A 21,091-nucleotide genomic window follows, 5' to 3' on the forward strand; every position below is an offset into this window, starting at 1 on the left:
AAACATACTAACACCAATTCAGGAGCCATTCAATGAGCTGGAATAATAAGAATGTTTTAATCACCGGTATCAGCGGTTTTGCAGGGTCCTATCTCGCCCGTCACCTGATTGATCAGGGTGCAGACATCTTCGGGCTTGTCCGCCGCCGGGCAGATGGCTATCTTCCCCATAATATCCGGGAGAAGAATGTCGCAAACGGGATCACCTTTATTGAGGGGAATCTGGAGGATATAACCGGGATGGCAACTGCACTTGATATCTCTGAGCCGGATGTCATCTTCCATCTTGCAGCCCAGTCTTTTGTTCCCAGGTCTTTTTCCCACCCGATAGAGACCGCCCAGATCAACTCCATCGGGACCAATAACCTTCTTGAGGCGGTCAGATTGAAAGACTGTGATCCGAGGATTATTTTTGCCGGATCTTCCGAAGAGTACGGCCTCGTCTTCAGTTCAGAGGAACAGTACCAGCGGATGAAGGCTGTCCACGGCACCATCTACCCTGAACCGACCTCGATTCCGGAGGTGCCGATCAAAGAGACGAACCCGCTCCGCCCGATGTCCCCCTACGCGGTGAGCAAAGTCTATGGCGATCACCTGATGCGGAACTACTTTTATACATATGGCACAAAAGCGATCGTCTCACGGGCATTCAACCACGAGGGAGCGGGCCGCGGTATGATGTTTGTTACATCAGTCATCACAAACCAGGTGGCAAAACTCATTTCAGGCGAGATCAAGGAGATCACCATCGGGAATGTGAATGCCTTCCGGGACTGGTCACATGTCATTGATACGATCCACGGCTACTGCCTGTTGGCCGAGAAGGGGCTGCCTGGGGATGTCTATAACCAGGGATCCATGCGGACGACCTCGGTTCTGAGCTATATTCTTCTCAGCCTTGAATCTGCCGGAATTCCGGTGGATAAAATTGAGACGGTGCGGAATAGCAAGGTTATCAGCGAACCGACGATGCGGGATTCATCTGCTGTCTTTGGAGTGCCATTTGAGAAGACGAAGGTCGACCGGATGATGCTTGCCGGTGAGATTGACTTTTCAGCTGAAGATGGCGGTATTACAGTCTATTCCGGTGCACGGAAGATACCGATCGTCTTCGATCCGGATCGGTTCCGGCCGGCCGAGGTTCCGATCCTCTTCTCTGATACCACAAAAATACAGAAGCTTGGGTTTTCAACAAAATTCAGTGTGGATGATATCGTCCGTGATCAACTGAACTATTACCTGAACGAGATCAGGCGAACATGAAGATTGCGATCTTCCATGACTATTTCGGGGCGATCGGGGGAGGGGAACGGGTTGTCCTCACCCTCGCCGATATCCTCAAAGCAGATATCATCACCACAGATACGGATGCAGCAGGCAGGCTGGGTACCAGTGTGCCGATCAGGAGTCTTGGAAGTACGGTGAAAATCCCCCCTTTCAAACAGATTTCAGCTACCTGGAAGTTCGCTTCACCAGACTATTCAGAGGACTATGATTTCTTTATCTTCACCGGGAACTGGAGCCATTATGCTGCCCGGAGCCACCACCCGAACCTCTGGTACTGCTATACCCCGGTTCGGGCATTTTATGATCTCTATCCCGCATTTCTGTTGCGCCAGGGTTTCCTGGCAAGGCAGGCATTCAGGGCGTGGACTTCCGTCCATAGACGGCTCGATCAGCGTTCTGTTACAAAGGTTGACCGGATCGTCACCATCTCGGAAAATGTCCGCCAGAGGATTATGCAGTATTATGGCCGCGACGCAGAGATCATCTATCCTCCCATTGATACCTCCCGCTACCGCTGTATCGAGTACGGCAACTTCTGGCTCTCAGTGAACCGCCTCTATCCCGAGAAGCGGATCGAGCTCCAGATCGAGGCGTTCCGGATGATTCCGGATGAGCAGCTGGTGATCGTGGGCGGATATGCAGAAGGGGATCATGCTGGCCGCTACGTTGAATCTCTCCGGCAGAATCTTCCTTCGAATGTTGAGCTCCTCGGCGAAGTCACCGAAGAGTATCTCCTCGATCTCTATGGCCGATGCCGGGGCCTGGTGTGTACCGCCCTTGACGAGGATTTCGGGCTGACCCCGGTCGAGGCGATGGCCTCCGGGAAGCCGGTTGTGGCGGTGAATGAAGGCGGCTTCCGGGAGACGGTGACTCCAGGAACAGGAGTGCTGGTTTCCGCAGATGCACGCGAGATTGCGGAGGCGGTGAGGCAGGTGTCGAGTGAGCCGGAGCGTTACCGGGAGGCATGTGTGAAGAGGGCGAAGGAGTTTGATACAATTGTCTTTTCAGAAAAAATACAGCGGGTGATAAATGATGTTTCTTAACCACATCAGAACCCTCTATAATTATAGAGCTCTGATCCGGGCGCTTGCCTGGGGTGAGTTCAAACAGAGATATAAAAACTCCATTCTTGGATACTTCTGGTCGCTTCTTGAACCGCTTCTATTGCTTACAGTACTGTATGTAGTATTTTCAAACCTGATGCGGATAGAGGTTGAGTACTACCAGCTCTTCCTGCTCCTTGGTATCATTCTCTGGAACTTTTTTGCAAAAGCAACATCATTTGGCCTCTCTGCAATTGTTGGAAGACCCGGTCTTGTACAGAAAATTTACTTCCCACGAGATATTCTTGTACTATCTTTCTGTATAACAGCTCTCCTTATGAGCATCTTTGAGTCCCTGGTCTTCATCTTATTTATGCTCTATTTCAAGGTAGCTCCATCAGTAACACTGTTGTATGTGCTCCCAATCCTGCTTATTCTCTTCACCCTGGCTCTTGGAGTTTCGCTTGCACTGGCCGCCCTGAATGTCTCGTATCGCGATGTCCAGTTTATCTGGGCTGTGGTATTGTCCGCAGGTTTCTTTGCCACCCCTATCCTTTACCCGGTTACAATTTTTCCTGAAGGACTTCGTGATATCTTTCTTTTAAACCCAATGGCCCATATCATCATTGAGGCAAGGAATGTGATAATCTATGCAACACCTCCATCGATCGGAAGCCTTCTGTATGCAGGAATTGTCTCCCTCATTACACTTGCAGTCGGATACCTGATTTTCGCTCACTATGAACCTCGTTTTGCGGAGGAGATGTAATGAACGCAATTGATGTTGAACACCTGCGAAAGGAGTTTCGTATTCCTCACGAGAAACGGACAACATTATTTGAGGCTCTGACCGGTTTCCTAAGGCCTGTCCAGTATGAAACCTTCCCTGCACTCCATGATGTCACCTTCTCTGTTGAAGAAGGAGAGATGCTCGGCATCATCGGTGAGAATGGGAGCGGGAAGAGCACCCTCCTGAAGATCCTGGCACAGATCATGCGGCCGACATCCGGATCAGTTTCTGTTCATCGCAGGCTTACACCATTTCTGGAGCTTGGTGTTGGTTTTAACCCTGATTTTACCGCAGTTGAAAATATCAAGATGTATAGTACGATCATGGGTCTTTCACACCGGGATATTGCGGATAAAATTGATGAGATCCTTGAATTTGCAGATCTTACACATTTCCGGGACACAAAACTGAAAAATTACTCCTCAGGGATGCAGGTCCGGCTGGCTTTCTCAACCGCAATACAGACCGATCCAGAAATTCTGCTCCTTGATGAAGTACTCGCCGTTGGTGATATGGATTTTCAGCAGAAATGTATGGATGTCCTCAAGCGTTACCGGAACGAAGGTGTTACAATTGTCTTCGTCTCCCATGATCTCGGCTCGGTTCGGAGGTTCTGTGATCGCACCCTCCTCCTTCGCCAGGGAGAGCAGGTTGCTTTAGGGGAGACAAGCGACGTTATCGACCGGTATATTTATGGTAAGTCGGCTGAAGAGCCAACCGGAGCTGCACCTGAAGCCGATGCAGCACCTGCCGAACAGGTGGAGAGGACACGCTGGGGTGATGGTAAGGTCGAGATCACCGGAGTTAAATTCTACAATAAGTTTGGTGCTGAGAGTATCCGGTTCAACACCTTCGATCCGATGACGATCAGGATTTTTTACTCGACCCATGATTGCGTCAAAGATCCGGTTTTTGGTATCGCTCTCTACTTTGAACGTGGCGAACACCTCTACGGGACGAATACAGAATTAAAGGACATTTCGATCGAATATATCACCGGTTCGGGATTTCTGGATCTTGAGATTGAGCGGATCCCGATGCTTGCCGGTCGGTTCCTCCTTAGCGCAGCAGTGCAGACCCGTGATCAAAAACCCTATGACTGGCGGGACAAAGAGTTCTTCTTTGATGTTATCTCTACCGGGAGGGATGCAGGGATTGTGGATATTCCCTGCCACTGGGTTATTGAGTGAGGATTTTAGATCATTACGTTCAGAGATTCAATTATCCTAGATTAGCAGTTTTTATTATTACTCCATTCGGTGTACCATTTCCCCTTGAATATTAGATCCAACATCTGTTGGGTGCTTTGCTCCCAGCTTAAGCACGATTCATCATCTGAATTATAATTGTGTTGGTTTAGAACTTGAACCATTTCGTTAGGGAGGTCACGTGTTGAAGCAACATTAGCGACTTCCTTACACAAATGGAATTGGCCGATCTTGAGAGGGCGAAGACGCTTTGGGCCATTCTTTTCAAGCAACTTTATGAATTCACCTAAGCCGGCAATTGAAGTACATAATACACCATCGAACCGAACAATTGAATTCAACCACTTTTCCAGATCTCTCTCCTTATTGTCAATATTGTCCTGAGGTAATAATATTGGGTGAGTGTCATCAATCACAAAATAGATCCCTATTCCATGAAGACGGAGTGATTCCAGAGCCTCCTCTTGCACATATGATATATGTGTTTGCGGCGCTAATCCGATTAGAATATCACCTGATCGAAATTCGATCGGGTCATCTGGCAACCCGTTGAATGGACAATCTATAAAATGTAGGGTGAAATTTCGCGCATAATGATAACCTGAACGTCCTGTGGGAACATAAACCGGCTCTACCCGATAGCCTGGTGGCGGGTTCTGGAGTAATTCTTTAAGTATGCACCTCGCCATATGCTGAATACTTCTTATACCGTCCTGTTGAACCAGGCCAGTGATATCCACCATAAGTTGATGTGCGGGGTGTTTTGACGGTAGGTTCTGTGCAATAGCAGTAGCCAGGGTTACTAATGTCCCATTATCAGAAGGCAATTTTTCTAATCGGGCTAGTGTGTTGATCAGCGCTTTTCTTCCTGTTTGCGCGTTAGCATAGAATTTTTCAATAGCCTGGACATATTGTTCAGCACATGTATGGGGTGCATGGCGCGTCAGAATCACTTCGCGTGCTCGAGTACCCAGTTTCTGACGCCTTGAGGTGTCGCCCCACAATGCTTCCAGCGCCAGGATCAGATCGGTATCATCGAAATCATCTGGTAGCATCCATACGGCATCATCCGGTAATTCGGTGTTTGATCCGTTAGCGTTTATAATGGTTGCCAGACCATTATTCATACAATCCAGGATTGCTGCAGAGGTTTCTCCACGTGAATGTGATCTGAGTTGAACGGCTATATCTGCAGATGCAAGATAGTACCTATAATCATCTTTTCCAACCCAACCTGTGATACGAATACGGTCACGAATGCCGCTCTTATAAATAGTGTCCAGCATCTGTTTTCCATAGATGCCACCTTCATTTTCACCTACAAAGATTAGTTGACAGCGTTGATCCCTTGCAAGACTGGATTTCATCCAGGCATTCAGAAGACGGTGATTTTGCTTGGTTGATCCGAGGTGTCCGAAGCTGCATACTATGAAATCATCTGCTACCAGCCCAAGTGTCCTACGTGCTCCTATCCTATCGTTTGTGCTGACTGGAACACGCAGAAGTGGAATTTTAACGTATTTATCGACCAGCTCCTTGCTGTAACATTCCTGTGCGAGTGAGATCGAGTAGTTTGAGTGAGTTATTAAACCCACTGCCCTCTGGAGAGTACTAAAGTTGCATGGAAATTTAAAGATGGTCTCTTCCATGTCTTTTGTGTGAAACCGCTTCCAGACTGCTGAATACCCGTGAGACTTATATAGCTCAACGCTCCATGCGCCGGGTGCCGTTCCAGTTAGTTCCAGATGTGCCAATATGCCACTCAGGAAAAAATCGTGCAGTACAACTATGCCCGGTATTTGATCAAGTAGATCGAACATGTGCTGATGGAATGGGGAGTTGCCGAAATGGTAGAGGATGCGATCATACTGATCGGCATGTTCTATGAACCATTCAACTGTTCGAATGGGCAGGCAAGCTTTAATCCAGGGATCAGACACTTCCGACTGAGCAACAATTACATCGATATCGTAAAAGCCGGCCAATTCGGGTAATAACTCAGCACTATAATCAGCAATACCGCTCCGTTCGGGTGGAAGAGGTGAGATATATGCCATCTTCGGACGATGGGGATGTACTTGGACTTTAGCGCAATTTTCCTCGTTTTTAGTATTTAATCGTTCAAAGGCTGCTATTGCCTTCTTGGCGCTCTTATCCCAGGAAAAGCTGTTTGCCTGCTTTGTGGCGTGGCTCCTCAGGCTCTCAAGGAGGCTGTCATTCGTCAACACCTCGGTTATTTTTGCTGCGATGGATTCTTCAGAAAATGGATCAAATAAAGCGTCTTCTCGCCCTATTACCTCCGGCAGACTGGAGGTGTTAGCTGCTATTACGGGCGCACCACATCGCATTGCTTCCAGCGCAGGAAGGCCGAAGCCTTCGTGCCATGATGGAAAAATAAAAAGCTTACACAAATTGTAAAAAGCAACCAAGTCTTCCTCGGGTATAAAACCTGTAAAGATTATTTCATTCGCTTTCAATCCTTGTTGTCGGGCGATTTTATCAAGTGCCTGCCGGGTATCGGGATGCACGGAACAGATAATTGCAAGTTGGTAATTCTGACGTATGGTAGTTGGCAAGATGGCGAAGGCCCGTATTAGCCTCTCGATGTTCTTGCGATGATCAATACCACCTGTATACATGAGAAATGGTTTTGTCAAACCGTACTTTAAACGGAGATTTCCTTCATCTTCTGAGGGGATTACTATCCTTTGAAAGTGGTTGTCGGCATCAGTGGATATATTAACGACATCGGTTTTAGGAAGTCCAAGATAACTGATACCTTCCTGACGGGAAGATTCGGAAATTGCCAACCACACATCTGCCCGACGTAGATGTTCGATTTTATTAAGATACCAACTTTGAACAATTGGATTTTCAAGATAAGGTTTAGGATGAATAAGCGGTATGAGATCGTAGAGTACAACTGCAGTAGGTAATGAACAGGTAAACACTCCAATACTGGTGACGGCATCATCACCCAAACCCTCGAACAAACTTGAGACCAGGACAACATCCGGTTTTAAGCTTGCCAGGAAAGCCTCACGAAGCAGTTCTGTTGCTTCACGTCGCCAGGTGTTTGATTGGATTATGGCACACACTGAACCTGGCAGATTCCAGACACGGATATTTTCCTGCGGTAGCAGACCGTCAAAGACCGAGCGAATATGTTCAATAGTATCAGGAAATCCCCCTTTCAGGGCGATAAATACTTCATGTATACCTCGATTGCGCACTATTGCCTGAGCTAGTGAGAGAGAGTACCGACCGATACCTCTATTGCATGATCCCTTTGATTGTGCTCCTTGTAGATCGATTACAATACGCATCAATAGCCTCTCCTTCTATCTCGCTCAATAGCTGCTTTCAGTTCAGTATAGGTGCAACGAGCTGAGGGAGTAAGGTCCGAATATTCTGCTATTGCCTTTTCAGGGTTGTTATATGTGATCTGTACTGTCTTTCCACCTGAGCTTATTCTTCCTTCTACAACAAACCTGTATAGCCGGGTTTCAAGTGCAGGAATTCTATGTAAAAAAGCCATTGCTCTTATCTTTAGCCTAGGGCGAGCCAGAATGAAATGAGCTACATAGGCCAGGATGAAACTGAACACATGTTTTATTCCATATTTGACTCTTTGTAGAGCACCTGCACCCCTTGCCCTTATCCAGAGAAGTATGTCAAATGCAATTCGTAGTGGACGGGTGATACGCCAGCAGATGCTAGCCTGCATGGAATGGAGTTCCCTGCTTAGCTCATCATTTTTTGTTTTGGCACTGCTCAACGCAGTGGTGGCTTGATGAGCTTTTACTTCGGCTTGATGAGCTTTTACTTCGGCTTGATGGGCTTTTACTTCGGCTTGCTGCTGTATATCTAACTTAATGTGGTCAAAGACGTTGGGGGGGTATTTAAATGCAGGGAGTAGTTCAGCATGCTCATTTGCTATGTAAAAGCGATTCAATCCATCTGCATAAGCGAAATCGTAACTTGCGGTGAGAAGAATTGGCTCCCATGCATCATAACTCTCTTCTTGGGATGAGGGTATTGTTGCTTCAACGATAACAATCCAGGGGCGAAATTTTGACCAATCGTTCCCTCTCAGTACTGGTTCTTCTGAACCTTCCACATCTACTTTAAGAAAATGAACGTCTTGGTCATTCGGCACATGTTCTTCCCACAAGGCAGCAAGGGTTATAATTTCTACTTCCCGTTTCTGTACTACCCATCCTGCCTTGGTATGTTTTTGTGCAATATCCTCGTCAAGTGTTGATAAACCTGTTTCGCGCACAACATGAAGGGTTTGTATGCCTGTCTTATCACCCACTGCATTGCTTAAATTTACGTCACGAGTTCTATGCTTTTGAAGTAGGGCGTGTGAATCTGGATCTGGCTCGATATTAATCCCTTGCCAACCTCGCTCGTAAAATGCTCGTGTTACAGAGTCAACATCCGGGCGCCACGCACCCACATCAATATAATATCCATTCTCAATGTGTTTTAGTGCCCGCCAGAGCATTACGTCTTCAAAGTTTTGTGCATATGATATGAAAGTCATGTGATTAGATGCTCCAATTATTCATTTTTGATGATGTCAATGTTTTTGACATACAGATCACTATTAAGGGGCTGAAAGACTCTGAACTCAATAAGGCGATTGGGATTATATGTATCTATTAATAGATTCAATTGAATGGTTGTGTATTCTCCTTCAATGATTTCATTTACATATATGCTCCTCATCTTATCAGTCATAAAGGTTGGAGGGTTTTCATCTGTATATGCACTATGGATATCTACTGTAAAGATGGGTTCATCTGGTTGGGTGACGTTTTCGGCTTTTATTTCATATTTTATTGTGTAATCTCCAGAATGTAGACTTATGTACGGTCCATAAATCAAGTAACCTGATTGATTTGTTAGTCTTGAACTAATAAAGACAGTTTCATTGATTGAAGAATCATAATCTCTATAACCAACTCCTGATTGGATGCTAAATCTATTTAGTATCATAAAATAAGGAATAGTGTAATCTTGGTATTGGATCACTTCTCCGGGGGTGTATACTCGATATGTTGGTTTCCAGGAGCTTGGAAGCCAGCTATGTCCAGTAATTGTATATTGCGTCATAGGAGGTAGGTATTCTCTGCTCAAATCAAAATATTCTTTCGACCAAAAATAATAATAATACCATCGTTCCCGTTCTTCCGGCTCACTAATTGAGAGAATAGATTGCCCTGGGAACTCATATGACAACTGTAACTCTGATGCTATAGTTTGTGGAATATCACCTAGTGTAACAGGTGCATCTGATATGATGAGTTCTCCATCTGAATCAAATGGTTTCACAAGCATAAGGGGTATCCCAGAGGTGATTACTCTTTTATCAACCAAATATTCATTTATTGAATCTACTCCACTCAAAGGTTGATAATTCAGACCGATTGATCCCCCTGGATTTCCATGATCTGCAATTATAAATATCATAGAATTATCGTAGATATCATGTTTCCTTAGCTGGTCAATGAGTCCTCCGCTTATCTTCAATGCCGCTTTTGCCTGCTCTTTGGCTCCTGAACGATTCTGAGGTAAATCTTCCTTATGTAATTGTGAGTTCAATGTGTATGGAGCATGAGCTCCCCAGATATGATAAAATTTGAACACTTTATTATTATCGGACACACTGGTATCAGAAACCAATGTATTGTAGAAGATCACATCACGATGAAGATCATCTCCATTCCCTAAATCAACAAAGGGTATTGTATGGAAATACCTCTTGAAAATATGTGGTAAATATCGGAACAAAGTGAGCTCACGTAGTTCCGATGCCCCCTTTTGACCATCAACCACTCTGTCTACCTCACTTTGTTGCTTAATACCAACACTCGAAGCAATTTCCTCTCCAAGATATATTTCAGGCCCGAATAAGGGATAGAGATCCACTCTATATCCACTCTCTTTTATCGCCTTTGGAATCGAATTCTCTAAAAATGAGTTTTTAATATGCTCCTGTATTGGAATAGAATTGTCATAGTGTTTTCCTGTTAGTATGTATGTAACAGATGGATATGTTGTGGGATGCCCTCCAACCGCATTCCTATAAAACGTAAACCCGTCAAACATTTCCCGGTATTCCGGATCCTCATCAATGATCTCCTGGAAGAGATCCGATTGGAACATATCCAGCACCAGGATAATAACATTCTGTTCAGATGAGAACTCAAACATCGCTTCATCATCATAGCCGATTGCATAGCTCTTCCACTCGGGCTCGTCGGGTGCCTGGTACACCTCGGCGACGAGCCCTCCTCCCTGGATGACGAGGAGCAGGACGCTCGCAAGGGCGATATGCTTGTAGAAGGATGGGCCTTTGAAGAGGGCGAGAGCGAGGAGAGCGATCCAGATTACTGAGTCGATGATCCCGTTGATGAGGTAATCCTCCCAGATGATCGCTCTTCCATCAAGGACTCCATAATCCCAGACCAGGATATGCCCCTGTATCCAGAAGAGCAGGCCGAGTGCAAACACAATGGCAACCGCCCGCTGGTGCACGGTGCCTTTGAGCAGGATCAGGACGATGGCGAGGATGGCTCCCGCTGCAAGAGAGTATGCAACAAAGAGCCAGACAAGGTCAGTATAGTAATAGGGGATCTGCAGGAGATTTGTATAATATAGGTATGACGGGCCGAAGAACAGGAGGGTGACTGATAACAGAAATGATGCTCCAACGGCTGCCTTCACCGTATCCGGGTCGCTGAATCTGCCACGGATGTAATCTTTGTTATTTTTTATTTTATCTTGTATCGTCATTCCTTCCTCCTCATTAAGTACATAATCCTTCCCGAATCCCTGATCGCGCCAGTCTGCTCAATGGTGAAATACCGGCTGAAAGCTTGCTCAAATTCTTCCTGTGAATAGTTATCAAAGATATCCTTTCTACCAGAAAGTAGCCGCTGCACCTGTACATCATCTTTTGGAATAAATTCGATGATGAGAGATCTACCAAGTCCGGAGAAGAATCTGGCAATCATATCAAGGGGCACGTTATTCGAGATGGCAAGGTGGTGAACAAGAGCAAGGGCGAGGATAGTATCCACCGGACCGCGATCGGCAAGCGAGTCACGCTCCCGGTTCTCCCATCCAATTCCCGGACTCGGGTTGGTGAGATCAAGGAGAAGAGGGATGATATTTGGCTCTTCATTTCGCCGAAGCTCCTGATAATTAAGCTCGACACAGGCGGGATCAATATCGAAAGAGATGGTCGGTATGCCGCGAGTGCCTGCCAGCCGGCTGAACTCTCCGGTATTTGCACCAAAATCCCAGACATATGAAGGCTTCAGAATATCCAGGTATTTACCAACAAGCTCCTTTTTATCTGCAAACCCTTCATCAGAATACGAGTTGTCAGCATAATAATCACGCCATTCAGTATTCTCCGGGAGCCATTTTAGGTCCCTGACCGCATTCATGAGACTGTCGAGAAGACCAAGGTGCCCAATTCTGCTAACATTTGTATGGGCAGGCCTTTTTACAGAGCCTGATGTATCTGCATACTTCTTCTGGCTTCGTGCATGAAGATGGATATGAAGCAGGCTCTGCTTCTTCAGCCAGGATCGTTTCGGAAGGAGTGCACTTGCCAGGTCAAGCGGTACTCCATCAATATAAACCCGGAGCAATTGATTCAGCCTGATATCGGTCTGCTGCATCAGGAGGAGCGGTGCAAGAAAATGCTGGCAAAACTGGCGGTATGCCACCCAGGGTTCTCCCTCGATATATCGCTCAAATGAGAGGGTATCGATAAAAACAGGTGTTCCATCAAGGAATTGAATATTATATGCACTTGCATCCTTTAGGGTCATACTGTGTTCCAATGCAAGCTTTTCCATCTGTAATGTTATCAGAGCTGCATCCTTCAATTGACTAAAACACCACTCATAGGGATAGGAGATGAATGGGATTGTCTTCGGCTGGATAACCTTGTAAGCAATACCTGGAATTTCAGGTTGTATATCTGTCTCCTGATGAGGAATGAGAAGTTTTTTGGATACGAGTGTTTCATAAAGACCAGAAGAGATGAATGCTTCGAAATCTTTTCGGAAACATGTATTTATCTGACGATAGAGCATTCCATCGCGTCTAAATAAAAAACCACTGGGATCACGGAATGACGCGGGAATTTGACCTTGAGGATTATTCACTATCGCCCTCACCACGAGCTTTTTTTCCAAAGTAATTTTTTATTTTCATCCAATATATCTTAACTGCAAACCCAACCCCAAGAACGGTAGCAATCATCATCTGGAATAGAATACTTGCAGTACCGGGATCAAGATAAGCTGATGCCGGGGTGACCAATAACCCAACTGAAAATAAACTCAACAAAAGAATTACTAGGGAGCTTTTCGATTAACCCAACCAACAACGATCACTTGAGAGTTGAAAACCCAATATCTCACCCAATTTTGCTAAAAAATAAGTTATAGCCACCTTTTCAGGCCTGCTCCAACCATCATTTCCTGTGGAGAAAGATAGCTATCGCTCAAACAGGCCATCGTTTGAGCGTCTGAAGTTGCTTCAAATTGTAACCCCAACATGAGAACAGGCACTTGATATGCGCCCTTGCACAGGTTGTTACCATCACATGACCAGCTCTGAACACTTTTTTCATCACAGCAAACGGTCGTTCAACAAGAGGACGTATCCTGTTGATCGCTCGGTTTCTACGCTTTTCCTTAGTTGATAATGGGTGGTTTCGAACTCCTCTATGCATTGTCTTATCCATGGATGCACAGGGCTTGACGCCAAAATATCCCTTGTCCCTGTATACCGTCTCTCCGGATCGGGAGAGATCAATTTTGCTATCATGAACTGAAGCTGGTGTTGTTGCCATTCGTCGGATAAGTTGATGTTCCTTATCCATGAGAATATGCAATTTAAACCCAAAATGAGATTTTGACCCTTTCTTTGCCCATGTCCCATCACGGCTTCGCCGCGTCTTTGCATCTTTTCCTCGCGGTGTATCGGCGGGTGCATGACCCGGATCTGCAGTGATGAAACTTGCATCCTGGATCACACCACGATGAATTGTCAATCCTTTCTGATCGATCTGATGTTGGAATTCAGTCCAGATCAATTCTTCTTTCCCTGTTTTGATCAGACGCTCTCGGAATAGCCAGATGGTGGAGGCATCTGGAATTTTCGTTGGGTAGTCGAGAAAATGACGGAACGATAAGCGATCATAGACTTCTCGTTCAAGCTGGGGATCTGATAATCCATACAGTTGCTGCAGAACCATGAGTTTGATCATGAAAACAACGTCATAGTTTGGTCGGCCACCTTTTCCTTCGGTGTTGGTGTAGAGATCAGAGAGAAGAGGACGAAACCGCTCCCAGTCGATCAAGGAGGATAAGGTACCAAGATTGTTTCCTTGTTGAGCAAAGCGGCGATATTCATCCTTAATTGCAAAATTAAAGAACGTGCTCATTGAGTACTGATCGATCACACACTATAAAGTACTTTCGATGGAACGAGGTTATTCGAAGTTCTCTAGGGATTTTTGTTGCATAATATTATATTCTTTCGAGATAGGAAAAATGTTTTGCTTTCCTTTAACAGGAATTAAACGTGGTCAGGTTTTCTTTCTATTGATTTTTTCAGAGAAATACCCCAACAATATCACACCAGTGAACTGTAGCCCCTCCTTTCACACCCTCCGGTAATCATCCTCGATCCTCACAATATCGTCCTCTCCCGTATACTCCCCTATCTGCACTTCGATCAGCTCAAGCGGCAGGAGGCCGGGGTTTGCAAGCCGGTGGACGGTGCCGGCAGGCACATAGGTGCTCTGGCCGTTCGTCAGGAGGTATCTCTCTTCGCCGATCGTCACCTCGGCAGTGCCCCGGACAACAATCCAGTGCTCGCTTCGGTGATGGTGCATCTGGAGCGAGAGGCGGCGGCCGGGGGGGACCGAGACCCGCTTTATCCGGTATGCATCGCCGCCTTCAAGCATCGTGTAGGATCCCCAGGGGCGGTGAACCTCCATGTGATGGATGGCGCGTTCGTCCCCCTGTTCCTTCAGCTCTTTTGCGATTTCACCGATACGCTGCGCCTGGTCTCGTGAGGCAACAAGGATCGCGTCTTTTGTCTCGATGATCGCGAGATTGGAGACGCCGACCGTCGCGATCAGCCGGTTGCCAATGATCAGGTTCTTTTCTGAGTTGATCCCGATATGCTCGCCTCGGATGGCGTTTGCATCTTCATTCTTCGGAAAGGTGTCATAGAGGGCATCGAAGGTGCCGAGATCATTCCATCCTGATGAGAAGGGAACAACTGCGGCACGGTCTGTCCTCTCCATGATTCCATAGTCAATTGAGATCTTCGGCACCTTCGCATATGCCTCTTCAACCGAAAGATTGGAGAACGCGGCGACTATCTCCCAGGCATACTTCTCTGCCTCGGAGAGAAAAAGGGAGGGGGAGAAGACGAACATCCCGCTGTTCCAGAGGTATCCCAATGCACAGTACTCCTCTGCGGTCTCCTGGTCCGGCTTCTCCACAAAGCAATCGACGAGATAGCCGTCATCTCCAAGCGGCGATCCGGGCCGGATGTATCCATAGCCGGTATGGGGGGCAGTGGGGCGTATCCCGAATACCACAAGGTGCCGATCTGCCAGACGAGCGGCCGCGCGGAAAGCAGCAAGAAATGCATCATCCGGTTCGATCAGGTGATCGGAGGAGACGACCGCGATCCGATCATCGCCTGCGTCTGCACCACTCTCAGCAAGCACCTTCACCCCATAATAGATGGCAGGGAGCGTATTCTTCCCCACCGGTTCGGTGAGAACCGGGCATTCACACCCGATATCGGCGAGCTGGTCGCGGATCAGGAACTGGTGTTCCTCGTTTGTGACAATGGTGATATCCGATGCAGCTGACAGAAGCAGCTGCCGCTTCACCGTCTTCTGGAAGAGCGATTCGCCATCAAAAAGCCTGATGAACTGTTTTGGGAACTGCTCGCGTGAGAGAGGGAAGAGCCGGGTCCCGCTCCCCCCGGCGAGTATGAGGGTTTTCATACCTTGAAATGCCTCCTTGATAAACTATGTCTGCTGAATGCGGCGGCGGGGATCGGCAATCTGACATACCTGATGCCGACGACGCAGATGGTTGTGTGGGGGGGATCCTGGCTCTTCATTCCTGAATTGAACACCTCTAAAGTAATGGTTGGTATACAAGACTTTAAGGGCTTTGATCCGGATGTGGCATTCTTCCGCAACATTGTATTATTGTATTGCTGAAGCCAGGGGTGGAGGAGGCGTGGGAGGGTGTGATCCTTATCCCATGATCAGCCCGATAGCCGGGACACCGTATAGCTTCTGAAATGGGAGAGAGAAAGAAGGAATGAGAGACCGGGCGAAATGAGAGATGGCATGCATCAGAAACCGCGGTATGCAGTGCGGCGGTGACGGACAAAGACAATAGTGACCTGTTTCTTTTCATGACAGACTTCATAGAGTACGCGATATTCACCAACCCGGATCCGGTAGAGGGATACAGAACCGCTGAGTTTACGAGCACTGTGTGGCACCGGGTTTTGCATAAGGTCTTCGACCGCATTCAGGATCCGTGAAACACTCTCGTGAGGTACATTCGCTATATCTTTCTCAACGCTTTTCCTGACGTGAATCTCATACAGATCCATGACGATTCAGAGTCGCTTTTTGAGTTCTTCAAGTGTGATTGTCGAATCAGTTCTTCTCTCTGCCACAACGGCCAGATCGTGGAGATCTTCCTGCAACTGCTCGTATTCATCTAGAGGCAGGATAACTGCAACACGCTCACCCTGCTCATCAATAATAAACTGCTCTTTGACTGCACCCATCGTTGTTTCCCTCGTTATCTAGATATGATTCAGGGGATATATAAGTGCTGACAATCACCTGTTTCTGCAGAGGTATAACCCGGGTACCTCTTTCAGTCGGGAACTATCCTCACGCGCTTCCTCAATACTCAGAACCCATCTGAAACAATGAAGGTGATGGTCGATTCAAATATCCTGATCTTTTTCGAATATCGCGGATATGTCTGAATACCCCCTTGCCAGGCAGAGATTGCTGAGATTGATTGATCAAGGGTGTACTTTTGCGGTCAATACAATCATAATAAATATGATGATGAACGCCCATTGTGTATATATGAGATCCTGCATGCCCCCCACAGAAGACCTTGCAGACAAAGCATTGAAGCGTATCAAAGCTATCGATGGCTTTGATCGCGTCTGTTTCATCTTCCTCTATGGATCCGTTGCAGCGGGGCAGGCACGGGCTGATTCGGATATCGATCTCTGTCTCTGGTATGATGGCGATGCCATTGAGGCTGAACGATTCCGGTTTGCATGCATAAAAGAATTATCGGATTCCCGGATTGATATCCAGATCTTTTCACATCTCCCGCTCTACATCAGAATTGAGGTCATCCGGGGCCGTCTCCTCTATGCAAAGGATATGCGTTTTGCGTATGATGTTGCGTATCGGACAATCAGGGAATTTGATGGCTTCAAACACCGTTTCTACGACTATATCGGAAAAGAGGCGATGGTATGAGCGGTGGTATGAGGGGCGGTATGAGTGGTGTTGTCAGGGACACACTGATCCGGACAAAGCTTATCGAGATGGAGGAGAGCGTTCAGCTGGTGAAGAAACATCTGCCGGAATCCTTTGAAGAGTTCCTCGATATGGGCCTGATGAAGGATGGGATATACAAAAGAATCGAATATGCAATTGAAAATGTCTTCGATATCTGCGCAATCCTGAATGCGGATTTGAAGCTTGGGATTCCTGGTGAGGATGAGGATAGTATCATCCACCTCGTGACACATGGAATCATCAGCTCTGAAATGCATGAAAAACTCCGGACAATGAAGGGTTTTCGCAATCTGGTGGTTCACAGATATGGCCGGATGAACGATGAGATTGCATTTTCAATCCTGCAGGAAAACCTTGGAGACTTTGCTCTCTTCAAACAGGCCATTGAAGAATACCTCAATACAAATGCAGAGTGATTGGGATGTCCGTCTTCAGATCCCAAATCCCTATACCACTGCGGAATAAGATGCCAGGTTCCCCTCCCGGCAACTGGCTCCCTGACATTACCCGGGAGGGAAGTTGTGAGACATCCATCTTTCACAACCATTCTTGTCCGACACATTATCTGAAATATGCCAGACAGACAAGCGCTTACAGGCAGCCTCCATTTCTCTTTGATATCTGTCAGACTGTGACATCCCTCCCGCAGGCAAACCCCCCTGCCCCCATTCACCTGAAGGATGGAGTAAGGATAGCATGGGGAACCGGGTAAATCGCGAATGAGCATCGGTACCTGGTTCAAGGGAGGGTAAGCCGATGGAGATGCGGTAGGGGAGATAGTAAGGACGCGATTGCAGGTGGGCGGTGTTCCTCTTCTCAAATGGGAGCGGCAGGGTGCGTTCACAATCGATATTCTGCATCTGAAGGAGATCCAGTGCAACCTCATGAGCGCGGGAGCGCAAATATCCTCCCGGCGGGGCGGCGAGCCCCGTTCGGTTGGCCATGAGGATCCCCTTCACTGGAGCAGGAAAAGGCAGGGGCATTGAGGAGTGTTCCGCCTGGAGGGATAAGGTGAGAGATTATTGTATTATTCTCAGGACTTTACGGCATTCATAATTCCATAGTTTATCAATGCCGTCCTGATCTCCTTTAATTCCATACGCATCTCAGAGATCTCCTTATTGAGATGGTTATCGAGATCACTTCTCATGCCTTTAACTTCAGTGAGTGTTTCTTGTTGAAGACTGATAGTATCTTTCTGAAGTCCGATTGTCTCCTTCTGAAGACCGACGGTCTTTTCCTGCAGGCCGATTGTCTTTTCCTGCAATGAAATTGACGTATCGTGCTTGTCAAGGGAGATATCCTGTTTCCTCTCCATCCGTGAAAAGATAGCAATTGCAGTATCAAATCTCTCTGCAAGTTCATCTTCCGGAGAGCCCCTGATCACCGCAAAATAAGAATAATCTCCTTTATATTCTTCTTCAACGGTACAAATCTCTTCAACTTCTATTGGATACTCCACAATCCTGATAGCCTGGATAAATGCATCAAGGTCGTCTACACGACCCTCTGCTATGATATGCACGTCATATCCTTCAAGGTTCTCGATATACCCGGTAATATGTAATTTTCGGGCAATATTCTGAACAATATGCCGATAGCCAACCCTCTGTACCGCTCCTGAAACCTGTATTGAATATCTGGAGAAGGTATGAGAATCCATAATCAGCATTGGGTTTTCATAATTCAAAGGCTTTTCTATCACACAAGATGGCTTCACATCTCGGCCAGCTGGTTATTGACCACGTCTTCATGAGAATACTCTTCAAGCTTCAGAAGAGTTGTTTCAAATGCGGCACTGAAGTCAGGGATTTGTTTCATCTGATGCCGCAATGAGTTGTTCCATGCTGATCTGAACTTTTCTTCTTTATTGTGCAAGATGTCTGCATCTAAAACTATGCCCCTGGCTTTACACTTTCTTTGAAGAATTGCCATTACATCTTCTGAACGCACACGTTCAGCCAGTTGCCAGATATCATAAATATCCCTCGGCCGAACACGTTGAAAGATTGAGCGGATCTTCTCAGCCATTATCTCTTCCAGACTGTAGGAGGAAAAAATAGCCTCCGGATTATCAGAATACGGATGGAAGATATCTCTTCTCTGAACAGGGAGTAATACCTCTTCATAGTCCATGCGTGTCAGATCAAAATCGATCTTTATCGGCGAGAGTGCACTTCCTGATAGAATGCGAAACCTGGCTGTAGCCCTATATCCGGTTTTTGTATTGATCAGCCCGATATCATCCTCAAAACGAATGCCACACTCTTCAGAGACCCAATGAACCGCATTAGAAACTGCGGTTGCAATTTCATTCCTCTCAAATGGTTCAAGGAAGGTGAAATCGAGATCATCTGAAAACCGATACTGTTCGATATACACTTTTCTGATACCGGTTCCACCCTTGAGAGCCATTGGAAGAGAGCCAAGAGCTGCAAGGAGCCAGTTCTGCGCATAATCCCGTTCTATCGTTGATACAGGAACCCCGGATTCACGCGCCATCTCCTTGATCTCGCGAGCAGGAATCATGCGAATTCTCCATCAGTCACATCAGTATTGATAACCAGCCTCCATGCAGGATTCTTCCTCCCGACAGCTGGCATCGTCGGATCCAGGAGCAGATAGTTATGTGACTTCGGCCGGGGAAGGGTGTGACCGACATCCAGTCCAACTGTATCTGCCAGATAGCCAAGACGCCGAACAACTGCTGAATTCCCAATATCGATGGCATACCTGCTCATTTTGTTCAGATCAAACGTATCCGTCATCTGATGGGTGCCCAGTGCCTGAGCAACCAGGGTGATGCCACCGGCATACTGCGGCTTATCAAGACAATCGATGATCGTCTTCTCCTTATCGGTGATAATAACCTGAGCATCATCAATCCATTCCTTCCGAAGTCCAAAGATCTTCTCTTCCTTTAATCGGATAATACGGAACGTGATTCCGAGCATCTCTATCAGGGTCTTCTTTGATCGGGCAGTTGTCTGTATGAATACAGTCCCTGGAATCTGCTCAGTCAATCCATAATGGTGAAGAGCACTCCAGTATCCAATGGCATATGGTCTGATGAGATGGGATGCAAGCACAAATTCATGCATTGTATATCTTCCTTTCTCGCTTGAGAGTGGAATGATGAGATAGGTTCCCCGCTTTATCCTCTCTAAAAAGCCTCCTTTCTCCATTCGGGAAAGGATTACGCGCAATATCTCCTTTTGTATCCCGGTCTTTTCGTGCACCTGATCGATGGTAAAAACCTCCCCCTCACGGGCCATCATCTTCAGAAGTTGCATACTCATGATATCCGTCCTATATGGAATGCTCAAGAGGTATCTCAGGTTATTATGTGTGTCCAAGAGTCATTCCCAATTATATACACAATAGTTATCACTATTGTATATTATAGTGTTGTAAATAAGGATCTATTCGAATTGTTCGTGGTCAAAAACGAATGAGCCCTAGGGGCAATTTTGAATGAGAGTGTACAGATAACTCCACTTGATCTCATTCTTCAAAAAAAGTATCACCAAATGAGAGTCCACCCAGGTTGCATCCGATAGGGGGTAAGGCATTTGTTCGCTGCTACTGATCTGACCGTCAGATCAGAAATACTATATACCACCAAGGTGGTACATGGTGGTATGCAGAGCATGAGTTCAATCAAGATCGCAACAGGAGTAAAGGATCTGCTCAGTCAGATGAAGGAGCACCCCCGCGAAACATATAGTGACGTGATTGAACGGCTTGTTAACGAGCGTGCAACCGATACACATGACCGGTCACTTTTCCACATCCCTCTCTTTCATGTACGGATTCATGATACGATCCATACGCTTTCAGATCCAATCGAACTCTCATGTGAGAGAGATGATGAGGATTTTATCCTCTATAACCACGAATTTCATCTCCTTGCAACAGCACCAAATCTTCATGATGCTCTTGTGGAGATAACAGATGAATTCGAAGAGAACTGGAAGGATTACGTAGAGCAGGATATTCACAAGCTCTCTTCAGGTGCACAAATGTTCAGGCAGAAGCTCATATCCCTTATGCCAGAAGGGCACGTGTGATAGAGCCTAAGTTTGCCACTTTGGCTTCCAGTCACCGGTCACAGCATCCACTACCATGAT

At 46.6% G+C, this 21,091-nt stretch carries 19 protein-coding genes and 1 pseudogene; 9 read left to right on the top strand and 11 right to left on the bottom strand.

Annotated features, from left to right (window positions below; translation table 11 throughout):
• Positions 1-32: 32 nt before the first annotated feature.
• From ABCO64_RS09790 to ABCO64_RS10990, 5 genes and pseudogenes are all read left to right on the top strand, one after another.
• The gene (locus ABCO64_RS09790) at positions 33-1,262 is read left to right on the top strand and encodes a GDP-mannose 4,6-dehydratase (protein WP_343089337.1); all 1,230 of its coding nucleotides are present in this window, start codon (positions 33-35) and stop codon (positions 1,260-1,262) included.
• Entirely contained in the window at positions 1,259-2,329 is a 1,071-nt protein-coding gene (locus tag ABCO64_RS09795) for a glycosyltransferase (RefSeq protein WP_343089338.1), read from the top strand. The genes ABCO64_RS09790 and ABCO64_RS09795 overlap by 4 nt, the downstream gene beginning before the upstream one ends.
• Positions 2,316-3,098, top strand: a complete 783-nt coding sequence (locus tag ABCO64_RS09800; RefSeq protein WP_253487881.1) for an ABC transporter permease — start codon at positions 2,316-2,318, stop codon at positions 3,096-3,098. Before ABCO64_RS09795 ends, ABCO64_RS09800 begins: the two co-directional genes overlap by 14 nt.
• Positions 3,099-3,175: 77 nt before the next feature.
• Positions 3,176-3,604, top strand: a pseudogene (locus tag ABCO64_RS10985) (ABC transporter ATP-binding protein); the annotation flags it as partial.
• On the top strand, positions 3,578-4,309 hold the full coding sequence (locus ABCO64_RS10990; protein WP_425463702.1) for a Wzt carbohydrate-binding domain-containing protein: 732 nt from the start codon (positions 3,578-3,580) through the stop codon (positions 4,307-4,309). The pseudogene ABCO64_RS10985 and the gene ABCO64_RS10990, both read left to right, overlap by 27 nt.
• A 41-nt stretch (positions 4,310-4,350) precedes the next feature.
• Here the strand turns inward: ABCO64_RS10990 and ABCO64_RS09810 are convergent, their stop codons facing one another.
• From ABCO64_RS09810 to ABCO64_RS09845, 8 genes are all read right to left on the bottom strand, one after another.
• Positions 4,351-7,653 carry a glycosyltransferase gene (locus ABCO64_RS09810; protein WP_343089340.1) on the bottom strand — a complete coding sequence of 1,101 codons (3,303 nt, stop codon included), beginning with the start codon at positions 7,651-7,653 and terminating at the stop codon, positions 4,351-4,353.
• Entirely contained in the window at positions 7,653-8,837 is a 1,185-nt protein-coding gene (locus ABCO64_RS09815) for an FkbM family methyltransferase (protein ID WP_343089341.1), read from the bottom strand. The genes ABCO64_RS09810 and ABCO64_RS09815 overlap by 1 nt, the downstream gene beginning before the upstream one ends.
• 56 nt (positions 8,838-8,893) lie before the next feature.
• A complete protein-coding gene (locus tag ABCO64_RS09820) occupies positions 8,894-11,131 on the bottom strand; it encodes a sulfatase-like hydrolase/transferase (protein WP_343089342.1) in 2,238 nt (745 codons plus the stop codon).
• Complete coding sequence (locus ABCO64_RS09825; RefSeq protein ID WP_343089343.1) at positions 11,128-12,180, bottom strand: class I SAM-dependent methyltransferase; 1,053 nt, start codon at positions 12,178-12,180, stop codon at positions 11,128-11,130. The genes ABCO64_RS09820 and ABCO64_RS09825 overlap by 4 nt, the downstream gene beginning before the upstream one ends.
• A gap of 680 nt (positions 12,181-12,860) precedes the next feature.
• The gene (locus ABCO64_RS09830) at positions 12,861-13,805 is read right to left on the bottom strand and encodes an IS5 family transposase (protein ID WP_343089344.1); all 945 of its coding nucleotides are present in this window, start codon (positions 13,803-13,805) and stop codon (positions 12,861-12,863) included.
• Positions 13,806-14,024: 219 nt separating this feature from the next.
• Entirely contained in the window at positions 14,025-15,392 is a 1,368-nt protein-coding gene (locus ABCO64_RS09835) for a mannose-1-phosphate guanylyltransferase/mannose-6-phosphate isomerase (protein ID WP_343089345.1), read from the bottom strand.
• A gap of 359 nt (positions 15,393-15,751) precedes the next feature.
• Entirely contained in the window at positions 15,752-16,018 is a 267-nt protein-coding gene (locus ABCO64_RS09840; protein ID WP_343089346.1) for a type II toxin-antitoxin system RelE family toxin, read from the bottom strand.
• A gap of 6 nt (positions 16,019-16,024) precedes the next feature.
• A complete protein-coding gene (locus ABCO64_RS09845) occupies positions 16,025-16,198 on the bottom strand; it encodes a type II toxin-antitoxin system Phd/YefM family antitoxin (RefSeq protein ID WP_343089347.1) in 174 nt (57 codons plus the stop codon).
• A gap of 325 nt (positions 16,199-16,523) precedes the next feature.
• Between ABCO64_RS09845 and ABCO64_RS09850 the strand changes: the two genes are divergently transcribed.
• From ABCO64_RS09850 to ABCO64_RS09860, 3 genes are all read left to right on the top strand, one after another.
• Positions 16,524-16,919 (top strand): nucleotidyltransferase domain-containing protein, encoded by a 396-nt coding sequence (locus tag ABCO64_RS09850; RefSeq protein ID WP_292615694.1) that lies wholly within the window; start codon positions 16,524-16,526, stop codon positions 16,917-16,919.
• Positions 16,916-17,377 carry a type VII toxin-antitoxin system HepT family RNase toxin gene (gene hepT / locus ABCO64_RS09855; RefSeq protein ID WP_292615692.1) on the top strand — a complete coding sequence of 154 codons (462 nt, stop codon included), beginning with the start codon at positions 16,916-16,918 and terminating at the stop codon, positions 17,375-17,377. The genes ABCO64_RS09850 and hepT overlap by 4 nt, the downstream gene beginning before the upstream one ends.
• A gap of 375 nt (positions 17,378-17,752) precedes the next feature.
• Entirely contained in the window at positions 17,753-17,947 is a 195-nt protein-coding gene (locus ABCO64_RS09860; protein WP_343089348.1) for a hypothetical protein, read from the top strand.
• Positions 17,948-17,994: 47 nt separating this feature from the next.
• Here the strand turns inward: ABCO64_RS09860 and ABCO64_RS09865 are convergent, their stop codons facing one another.
• The 3 genes from ABCO64_RS09865 to ABCO64_RS09875 all read right to left on the bottom strand — a co-directional run bounded on the left by ABCO64_RS09865 (position 17,995) and on the right by ABCO64_RS09875 (position 20,254).
• Positions 17,995-18,624, bottom strand: a complete 630-nt coding sequence (locus ABCO64_RS09865; RefSeq protein WP_343089349.1) for an acylphosphatase — start codon at positions 18,622-18,624, stop codon at positions 17,995-17,997.
• Positions 18,625-18,677: 53 nt separating this feature from the next.
• Positions 18,678-19,376, bottom strand: coding sequence for a nucleotidyl transferase AbiEii/AbiGii toxin family protein (locus ABCO64_RS09870; RefSeq protein WP_343089350.1), 699 nt, complete (start codon positions 19,374-19,376; stop codon positions 18,678-18,680).
• Between the two features lie 110 nt (positions 19,377-19,486).
• Complete coding sequence (locus ABCO64_RS09875; protein ID WP_343089351.1) at positions 19,487-20,254, bottom strand: type IV toxin-antitoxin system AbiEi family antitoxin domain-containing protein; 768 nt, start codon at positions 20,252-20,254, stop codon at positions 19,487-19,489.
• 357 nt (positions 20,255-20,611) lie between these two features.
• Here ABCO64_RS09875 and ABCO64_RS09880 point away from each other — a divergent pair, with 357 nt between their 5' ends.
• A complete protein-coding gene (locus tag ABCO64_RS09880; RefSeq protein WP_292615684.1) occupies positions 20,612-21,031 on the top strand; it encodes a hypothetical protein in 420 nt (139 codons plus the stop codon).
• Positions 21,032-21,091: the final 60 nt, after the last annotated feature.

It is taken from the genome of Methanocalculus natronophilus (assembly GCF_038751955.1).
In the GTDB taxonomy this organism is placed as follows: Archaea; Halobacteriota; Methanomicrobia; order Methanomicrobiales; family Methanocorpusculaceae; genus Methanocalculus; species Methanocalculus natronophilus.